The following is an 8,448-nucleotide window of genomic DNA, read 5'->3' as shown; positions in this document are numbered from 1 at the left end:
GCGCTCAATCGGAAGAATGCCCTCTTCGCCGGGCATGACGAAGGCGGCCGGACCTGGGGCCGCATCGCCTCGCTCATCGAAACGGCCAAAATGAACGGCGTCGATCCCTATGCTTACCTGAAGGCCACGCTCGAAGCGCTCGCAGAAGGGCATCCAAAGAACCGGATCGACGAACTGTTGCCCTGGAACTACAAAGCGCCGTCAACCCCATAATACCGTGGGCCGCAGGCTCCGCTTACGGCGGGAACATGGGTTACAAGCCCTTCGCGGCGGACGTCAGTCGCAACCGACAAAGCGCTATGTACAAGCCCACCATCACTTACGAGCACTAGCGTACGCGCCATCCCTGAAGCGTTAAGTACCCGTCTGAAATTAAGTGGAGTTCTCACATCGATATCGCCCATCAAATATATGGTTGATGGATCACTCTGATTGAAAAAGAATGGTTCAAAACGAACAACATCTTGAGCACCGCCGGATGGTGCTGCAAAGCTAGCCGTCAAAAAAAATATTCCACCTAAAGCCCGTGCCGGCCAAGTGCTATGTTCAATCATTATCGAGCGATCTTTATTCATGTTGAGAAATCACTCAGCGTCGAATCACAAACATGCCTGTGAGCATCCATGTGACGGACATCGACACGAACCCGAGGAAGCCTGGGCCGGTCAATCCATAGGATACTACCGGCTCTATCTCCGCACCACAGCGAATCAGAACCACGATGGCTACAACAACAACGCCTACGATAAACGACAACAGGGCGCGTCCGCCTATCCCCATTTAAGCCTCCTTTGAGATACTTTTAAGACTATCGCATCGAAAGCCGAATCTCAGAAAGAAAGAATTTTCCGGGCGATTCGGCGTGGCCTTCACCGATCTGCTGAAAGAGAGGTGGCTCGGGGAATCTGGACAGTCAGGATAAGTGGGTTTTCCGCCTGAAACTTCCCCGCAATTCCCGTTTTGACGCCTTGGAAACCTTCAAATTTCCGTCATCCGCTTGATCGAAAGATCTCCGGAAGCGTCCCAGGAATACTGAACATAGTCCCCTTGTATCGGAGGGCACGGCACAACTTTTGGCCAGAACAGACAAACGTTGTGTCCTCCGTCATGGCGCACACTCGGAAAATGAATGCCGTTGGCGGAGTGCCCCTTCTCAGGCCATCGAAGCGATCGCGCGAAGGCTTGAGATTTCGAATACGATGCAAGGTCCGGATCAAGAATTTCCGGATGCGCATCCGCCTCCGAAACCAGGTCGCAGAGATCCAGGTTCAGATCGGAGATCAGTTCACGCATTACGATTCTGGTAGGAAATCCGCCATCAGACTGACGAAGACGGCGCTCGTGGTGGAAGACCGTTTCCTTTATGGCTGTCTCGATTTTTGTGCCTGCGTACCATCCACCAAGGCTGCTGTCGGTGAATCTGGCACCAGCTTCGTCGGCATGAAGGAATGCTGCCATAACGATGCTGGCGCCGGGGCCACTCAAGATCTGATCCTTTGGCAGGGCGTTGAACCGCGTCATAACAAGATCGCCCCGACCCGTCGCTGCCGCCTCCATCCGTAGCGCTGTCCTGATGTCTTCCGGATCAACACCAATATCGTCGAACGGGCCCGTTGTCGGATGACGTTCAGCAATGAGGCGGTGCGTTCGCCCCTGGAACCTGGTTTTCGGTAAATCGCTCACTCAGCCTCGCCAGGCGTCGATATAGCGGCGTACGGCATAAAGACCGCCGAATCCGTCGGTACAGGCGACATCCAAGGGGCTCCGACCGCCAAATTGCACCTCTCGGTTGGGCGATTTCAGCCAGCGTATTGCGGATTGATCATCGGCAAAAAGCGTGCGCAATCCCCTGAAAACGCCCATCACAAGGGCTATTCGTTCGAGCTGGTCACGCGACAGCGTGATGCTTTTCGACTTGGCCCAGTTGTAGTAGGTCTGCCGGGTGATATCGCCCAGCAGAGCGCATCGCTCTTCAACGCTGAGCTCCAGCTTGTCGGCAATGCCCAGGAACATCCGCATTGATGAACCGGAGACTTCGGATCTGAATGCCCGCTGCGACAGATCCGGCGGCAGGGCGCGAGGATCATCGACCTCGACAATGGCAGGATTAGCCATGATGCAACCTCCAAAGCTGGGGTTATCCCAGATCTGGACACTATGTACAATTTCTGACACCGATTGTCAACGTGGGTATGTGCCCCAGCGGTCAGCCGGGCTTCGGGATCCGCGACCCCACCGGGCGGCTGTCTCTTGGACGCCCTGAATCGTTGCCTCTACGTACTGTCGAGAATGTCCATCGTATCATGCATTCGCTTTAGCGAATTCGATATGTGTTCACGCCAGCGAAGACCGACATCTCTTGCCGCAACATAGGCCCGACGCAGATCATCAGGCCGTTCTTTGGCCATCGCCTTAATCAGAAACGCCGCCTGCTCTCGATCCTTCGACGCCTTCAAACTACCCTCACCATCGCGGCGCCGATCAGCGATAATCAGCTTGTGGATCGCAAACCTCTCGGGACGAGGTATCTGCACCAGAACGCCAGATCGATAGATGGCCGCTGCGTGGATCGGTTCGGCGATAAGGTAGTTCAGGTAATTGAACGCCTGAGCGCTGACGCCTGGTGCCGGCAGGTCGCGGATGGTTTCCTCACCGAACGCGGGGGTGAGGAATTCGACCAACTGGCCACTGCCGCCCTGCACCCAACGCCACGTACCCCTCTGGTCAAGCCCTGGAAGGGGATCAAACTTCAAGGTCGAGAATGTCTCAGCCAGGCTCGGGTCAACCTTGTCCTCCAAGGCGATGCTGAGCTTTTCGAACTGAGCGATATCGATGTCGCCGGTGTTTGCCATTCCACCCAAGGGCAGACGGATACCAAGCTCGCCTTCGTACAGACGAAACGCATTCGTGCCAACGAGGGTGCTGCCCAGCCGAAATGTCCCTGCATTCGCCATGGCGGACAGTATGGAACCCGTTGCCCGGTCTGTCGGTGTCAGCCCCTCCGCTCGCAGCAGGCGTACCAGCCGGGATCGTTCAGCCTGCCTCTCCTTCGCTGTCGCACGCAGGGCTTCGATGCGATCGATGCGCGCGCGTGTCTCGTTGCCGTCCTCGCCGATATAGGAAAAGCACATCTCTGATCCGACGCGACGCGCAGCATACCAATAGGCCCTGTTGCCGCGTTGCTTTAGAAGCGGCTTACCTTTGACGCCGGATACCGCATCGTCCTTCAAGAGCCGCACCAAATCGGTGTACGCGCTCATTGCTATACCGCTTAATGACGGCATGCCAATCACTTTATATTTTTGCTTGGCACATCATGCCTATCAAAACATAAAATTGCTAGGCATGATTTATACCCACTCACTCCAGCCTCCAGATACCTGCTCCTTGAATTTTCCCCTCAAAGCAAATATGGTAGCTCAAGATACCACAAAATTGGTATGGGGAGTTTCAAGATACCATGGGTGCCCGCAACCCACTCCTTGCAGCACCACCGTACCCTGTCGAGCAGGCGTTGAAGGCGCTCGGTGCAAACCTGCGAACGGCTCGCTTGCGCCGCAACCTCTCACTTCAGGAGTTGGCGGAAAAGATTGGCGTCGAGCGCCATGTCGTCTCTGCCGCCGAAAAAGGCAAGCCGTCAACCGGGATTGCCATCTATGCGGGGATGCTCTGGACGCTTGGCTTGATCGATCAACTGGCCGAGGTGGCTGAGCCTGATCGTGACGCGGAAGGAAAGACCCTCGCTCAGTCGCGCGAGCGGGGAAGAGCCGGCACATCGAAAGAGCTGAGCGATGACTTCTGATGCCGGCCCGGCCGAATGCTTCGTTTACATCACCCTGCCGGGCCAGATCGAGCCCGTAACCGCCGGGCGCTTAGCGCTGACTTCGGATCGGCACGGTGCCGCGATTGGGCGATTTGTCTATGGCCGCAGCTACCGGGAGCGGCCTGATGCTGTTGAGTTCGACCCCGTCGAACTCAAGTTGACATCGCGTACTTATGAGACAACTGCCATGAACGGCGTGTTCGGTGCCTTGCGCGACGCCGGCCCGGACTACTGGGGGCGACGGGTGATTGAGCGTTATGTGGGTCGTGCGCAACTGGGCGAACTCGACTACCTTCTGCACTCCCCCGATGACCGGGCAGGAGCGCTCGGCTTCGGCCTTGGGCCGCGACCACCCGCTCCTCGGCGTAACTTCAACCAGACCCTCGATCTGGCAAAATTGCAGTCTATCGCCAATGCAATCGTGAATGAGGAAGAGGTTGAGCCCAATGCAGTCGCGGGACAAGTCGAAGAACTCCTGTTCATCGGCACGTCGATGGGCGGTGCCAGGCCGAAGGTCGTCGTCGAGGACGGTGAGGGCCTCTGGATTGCCAAGTTCAATCGCACCGACGACAAATGGAACTACGCCCGAGCTGAGCACAGCATGTTGGTGCTTGCTCGCCAGTGCGGCCTGATGACGGCGGAGAGCAAAGTCGCCACGATCGCAGGACGCGACGTACTGCTCATCAAACGCTTTGACCGGGAGAAAACGGACACGGGCTATCTGCGTGCCCGAATGGTCAGTGGCCTTACGTTGCTGCGCGCCGAAGACAGCCACCGCTCACGAGACCGATGGTCATACGTGCTGCTGGCAGAGGAACTGCGGCGCGCATGCACGGAGCCAAAAAAGCAGGCGAACGAGTTGTTCCGCCGCATGTGCTTCAATGCGTTGGTCTCGAACACCGATGACCATCCCCGCAATCACGCGGTCATTGCCACAGATCGCGATTGGAAGCTCTCCCCAGCGTACGACATCACACCATCAACACCCGTAAGCCTTGAGCAACGCGACCTTGCACTTATTTGCGGTGATCAGGGGCGCTTTGCCAACGCAGACAATCTGCTTTCCCAGTCCGAGCGGTTCTTTCTCGCTCGTCCCGAGGCCGAAGCTATCGTAACTGAAATGGAACAGCGGGTTCGGAATACCTGGTACGCCGTCATGCGCGCAGCAGGGGTATCGGAGCGGGACTGCGACCTGCTGAAGGGCGCGTTTGCCTATCCCGGATTCCGGCAAACCAGGGAGTGAGTGTCAATCGGCATTGGAAAGGGACCCCCGATCGGCGTCCAAAAGGGACTGTATATGAACAGGTCAAAACCTCCGGCAAAACCGTGTTTAGAAAATACGGTTTCACGTTTTGAACGGCATCTGGTTTTGTACGCCGATTTTGTGCCGGTCCCGCGTGACCCGTATGCCTCCAAGAATTCCGGCGCGGTTCAGTCCGTGCTGTCGCTTGCGTAGCGAAGGCCCTCGCGGGCATACTTTCGGCAGGTGATTTCGGTCTAGGGCATGGCTTTCTCCAAGGTGTCGCAACCCTAGAAAACCATAACTGACTGAAATAACTCGATTTAATTTTCGGTTGGGCTCTTAGGCTCGTCGCTAAAGAGTACAAGAACACTTCGGTGATTGCTGAAGGAGGACAAGTGGGAACCGACGAAGATCAAAGCGAGAGCATCCGCATTGCACACCTCACTATGTTGCAGGGTGTGATTTCGCGGATGGGCTCGAACTCTTTTACGCTCAAGGCACTTTCCGCAACCTTTGGAAGTGCGGCCGTCGCCATAATGGCCTACGCCGATAAACCGTCCCCATACTATGCAATAGCTGCCGTTCTGCCGATTTTGATCTTCTGGCTGATGGATGCACAGTACCTTCGATACGAACGCGCCTACAGAAGCCTTTTCAACCGTGTACGCAAGGGAGAAGAAATCGAGGCATATGACCTTGATGCGTCGCCCTTCATGGACAAACCATGGGCCGTGCTTAAAATAGCCATTTCTTGGTCTGTGAACTGTTTCTATTTTGCCATACTTCTGTCATTAGGATTTATTTCCATTTTAATTGCAATGGAGGGATGAGTGGAAGGTTTATTGAGCTCAGCAGAAGCTACCATTCAAAAGAGGATCGTATTTTTCTCTTTCCATTATCAGAAAGACATATGGCGCGTTAATCAGGTCAGAAATTCGTGGCGCTATCAACATGAGCAGCAACGAGTCGCAGAGGGATTCTTTGATGGGAGCATCTGGGAAAGTTCCCAGCGAAAAGGATCGGAATCGCTCAAGAGCCTTATTCGTGAGGGTATGAAGAACACCTCCGTTACCTGCGTTCTGGCCGGTGCTGAGACGTACGATCGCCGATGGGTGCGTTACGAGATCGCCCGTAGCATTGTGAAGGGAAACGGCTTGCTTGTCGTGCATATCCATAACGTGAAGAACCAGGCAGGCTTTACCTTGCAGCAAGGGCCGAACCCGTTGGACTACATCGGAACCTACAAGACGAATGACGGCCGCATTCTTCTAGCTGAGAAGAAGAACGGGAATTGGGTGCGATACGAAGATTATACACAGGCCGTGACCCTTCCTTCCGCTTGGCGCAAGCCGACTTCTAAAAATGTCGTCGCACTCAGCTCCTGTGCGCGGTCATATTGCTATATTGCCAATAAAGGTCAGCAGAACTTCGCTTCATGGGTTCGCCATGCAGCGGACAAGACGGGGAATTAGTATTACAGTTGCATTTTAATTTGTTTTGGTCGTTTTCGGTGGCACGTTGCCGCCAATATCTGGTGGTGATGCCGCCAGAGGGACCATGCCCAGACGAAAGTTGTGTTGATCGGTGGGATCATGATCAGGCGGGCGATTAGGTGATGGATTTCCGAGGTCGACATGATCACGCGCGGTCGGTGATCACGCGGCGGTGCGATCCGGACTCGTTTTGTCCCGTTCACTTTTGGTTACCCCACCGCAGGCCGATTTTCGCTGAGCGGCTGCTATTCGGGCCAGGAACGCCGGGCAGGCTACAAGCGTCTCTGAATGTCGTGCGGAAGCGCCAGGCAGATGTTGTGCTGGCCTGGCGGTACGACCGCTTCGCGCGACCGGCGCAGGCCTTGGTGAATGCGCTTGAGGAATTCCGGGCGCTCGGGGTCGACTTTATCAGCTACCAGGAGAACCTGGACACCACCACACCCTATGGCGAGATCACTAATCGGTGAGCAGCTAGCGGCCCAGGCCCTTGATCGGTGGGGTTGAATGCCGGAGGGGGCAGAATAGTACGATAACGCGTCCGCAAGGGGATGGGATTCTGCAGCTTGCAGGAATAAGCCTACAGCAGGCGAACCGCCATCCCAGGCAACGTCAGTTATCCCACTGCTTTTGCCACGATATCCGGGTGCTGACCGATCACCCGCACATAGGCGATGGCGAAATCCGGTGCAGTTGCCCGCGCCTGCTCCCAATCGCGCAAGGTCCCAACCGGAACCCGGAATCGGCTGGCGAACTCGGACTGCGACAAACCAAGCCCGGTTCTCGTCTTTCGGATCAGGCGAGCGCGCTGGCCCCGGTCCATCGCCTCGGCCATCACGTCGAAATCTTCGGCGTCGGATGGCTCAGCAGATAGCGTAATATGCTCGTTCTTCACCCTTGTTGCTCCTTCTCACCGAGATGAAGCGGGGCAGTCCGCTTCGCCAGACGAAGACGCCGGTAAACAGGTTCTCCTCGACGATGCCGATCACCTTGAATCGTTCCTCACCGTCGATTGCACGGATCGAGGGTAAAATCAGGTGGTCATCATCCTCAAAGATCTGGTCGCCAAAGGCCAGCGGTAGCTTGTGCTTGGCCCTATTGGCCGCGTCTTTGGCAGGGTCGAACCTGTCTTGCGTCATCGGCTTCTATCATACGGGAATTCCGTATGGGGTGCAAACCCTCGCTTGCTTGATTGCGGCGCCCAGTGCGGCGAGGGACACACGGGTGACTCTGGGGCAACGAAATAGTGCGCCATCATTTCAAACGGGCTTCATGGGTCAGCGCCTGGGCGTGCGTCGATGGCGTGTCGCGCCATCTTATATAAAGCCCGAGGAAGAGATCGCCGAGAGCCCGGCGCTGAAGGATAGTGAGCCGGATGCGGCGCCGGTGTTCAGGACGGTCGTGGATCAGATGGCAGCGCTGACACAGCGCGATTAGATTGCCGGGGGCGTTGTTGCCGGGATCGTGATCCCTATGACACGCAGCCAGGATGACGCGAGTGTACCGAAACCGGCTGTAATCAACGATATCGGGCCAAGAATTGGCGAGCGCCCCGGTCTGAGTGCGCCACCCTTCGATGAGGGGATCGAACCAACGCCCGTCCGGCAGACAACGCACGATCTCGCCATGGGGCCGGCCGCAATGCTGGCAACATCCTTTTGCTTGTTCAAAACGCACATGCCGGCTGATCTGCGGCCAGTCAGCGGGATAAAGAGCGCGCATTTCCCGGTGGATCGGCATGATCAGTCGTCCTTCATTGAGGGGGGCACTTTCGTGTTTCCCGGGGGTATACCTGACCTGCCACGGGATTTTTCCTCCATCTGGGATTAGAGTCCGCCCCAAGGAAGGGACGGACAATGAAGCGGACGCGATTCACGGACGAGCAGATCATC

The 8,448-nt window shown here is 56.3% G+C and carries 12 protein-coding genes; 6 read left to right on the top strand and 6 right to left on the bottom strand.

Features of this window, described 5'->3' with window-relative positions:
- The coding region (locus ABZ728_RS21880) for a transposase domain-containing protein (RefSeq protein ID WP_366658568.1) at positions 1–213 on the top strand (213 nt) is incomplete at its 5' end.
- A 765-nt stretch (positions 214–978) separates the two neighbouring features.
- Here the strand turns inward: ABZ728_RS21880 and ABZ728_RS21875 are convergent.
- The 3 genes from ABZ728_RS21875 to ABZ728_RS21865 form a co-directional block, all read right to left on the bottom strand.
- Positions 979–1,683 (bottom strand): RES family NAD+ phosphorylase, encoded by a 705-nt coding sequence (locus ABZ728_RS21875; RefSeq protein WP_366658567.1) that lies wholly within the window; start codon positions 1,681–1,683, stop codon positions 979–981.
- Positions 1,684–2,115 carry an antitoxin Xre/MbcA/ParS toxin-binding domain-containing protein gene (locus tag ABZ728_RS21870; protein ID WP_366658566.1) on the bottom strand — a complete coding sequence of 144 codons (432 nt, stop codon included), beginning with the start codon at positions 2,113–2,115 and terminating at the stop codon, positions 1,684–1,686.
- Between the two features lie 158 nt (positions 2,116–2,273).
- On the bottom strand, positions 2,274–3,260 hold the full coding sequence (locus ABZ728_RS21865) for a GSU2403 family nucleotidyltransferase fold protein (RefSeq protein ID WP_366658565.1): 987 nt from the start codon (positions 3,258–3,260) through the stop codon (positions 2,274–2,276).
- Positions 3,261–3,460: 200 nt separating this feature from the next.
- Between ABZ728_RS21865 and ABZ728_RS21860 the strand changes: the two genes are divergently transcribed.
- The 5 genes from ABZ728_RS21860 to ABZ728_RS21840 all read left to right on the top strand — a co-directional run bounded on the left by ABZ728_RS21860 (position 3,461) and on the right by ABZ728_RS21840 (position 7,026).
- The gene (locus ABZ728_RS21860) at positions 3,461–3,802 is read left to right on the top strand and encodes a helix-turn-helix domain-containing protein (protein ID WP_366658564.1); all 342 of its coding nucleotides are present in this window, start codon (positions 3,461–3,463) and stop codon (positions 3,800–3,802) included.
- A complete protein-coding gene (locus ABZ728_RS21855; RefSeq protein WP_366658563.1) occupies positions 3,792–5,066 on the top strand; it encodes a HipA domain-containing protein in 1,275 nt (424 codons plus the stop codon). Before ABZ728_RS21860 ends, ABZ728_RS21855 begins: the two co-directional genes overlap by 11 nt.
- Before the next feature lie 395 nt (positions 5,067–5,461).
- Complete coding sequence (locus tag ABZ728_RS21850; protein ID WP_366658562.1) at positions 5,462–5,896, top strand: hypothetical protein; 435 nt, start codon at positions 5,462–5,464, stop codon at positions 5,894–5,896.
- Complete coding sequence (locus ABZ728_RS21845) at positions 5,897–6,538, top strand: TIR domain-containing protein (protein ID WP_366658561.1); 642 nt, start codon at positions 5,897–5,899, stop codon at positions 6,536–6,538.
- 143 nt (positions 6,539–6,681) lie between these two features.
- Complete coding sequence (locus ABZ728_RS21840) at positions 6,682–7,026, top strand: recombinase family protein (protein WP_366658560.1); 345 nt, start codon at positions 6,682–6,684, stop codon at positions 7,024–7,026.
- Positions 7,027–7,172: 146 nt separating this feature from the next.
- Here ABZ728_RS21840 and ABZ728_RS21835 read toward each other — a convergent pair whose 3' ends face one another.
- From ABZ728_RS21835 to ABZ728_RS21825, 3 genes are all read right to left on the bottom strand, one after another.
- The gene (locus ABZ728_RS21835) at positions 7,173–7,451 is read right to left on the bottom strand and encodes a helix-turn-helix domain-containing protein (protein WP_366658559.1); all 279 of its coding nucleotides are present in this window, start codon (positions 7,449–7,451) and stop codon (positions 7,173–7,175) included.
- Positions 7,420–7,695 (bottom strand): BrnT family toxin, encoded by a 276-nt coding sequence (locus ABZ728_RS21830; RefSeq protein WP_366658558.1) that lies wholly within the window; start codon positions 7,693–7,695, stop codon positions 7,420–7,422. The genes ABZ728_RS21835 and ABZ728_RS21830 overlap by 32 nt, the downstream gene beginning before the upstream one ends.
- Positions 7,696–7,810: 115 nt before the next feature.
- A complete protein-coding gene (locus tag ABZ728_RS21825; RefSeq protein WP_366658556.1) occupies positions 7,811–8,296 on the bottom strand; it encodes a hypothetical protein in 486 nt (161 codons plus the stop codon).
- Positions 8,297–8,448: the final 152 nt, after the last annotated feature.

The sequence above is a fragment of the Fodinicurvata sp. EGI_FJ10296 genome (genome assembly GCF_040712075.1).
In the GTDB taxonomy this organism is placed as follows: Bacteria; Pseudomonadota; Alphaproteobacteria; order DSM-16000; family Inquilinaceae; genus JBFCVL01.
The sequence above is the reverse complement of the archived record's forward strand: the minus strand, read 5'-3'. Positions and strand labels throughout refer to the sequence as shown.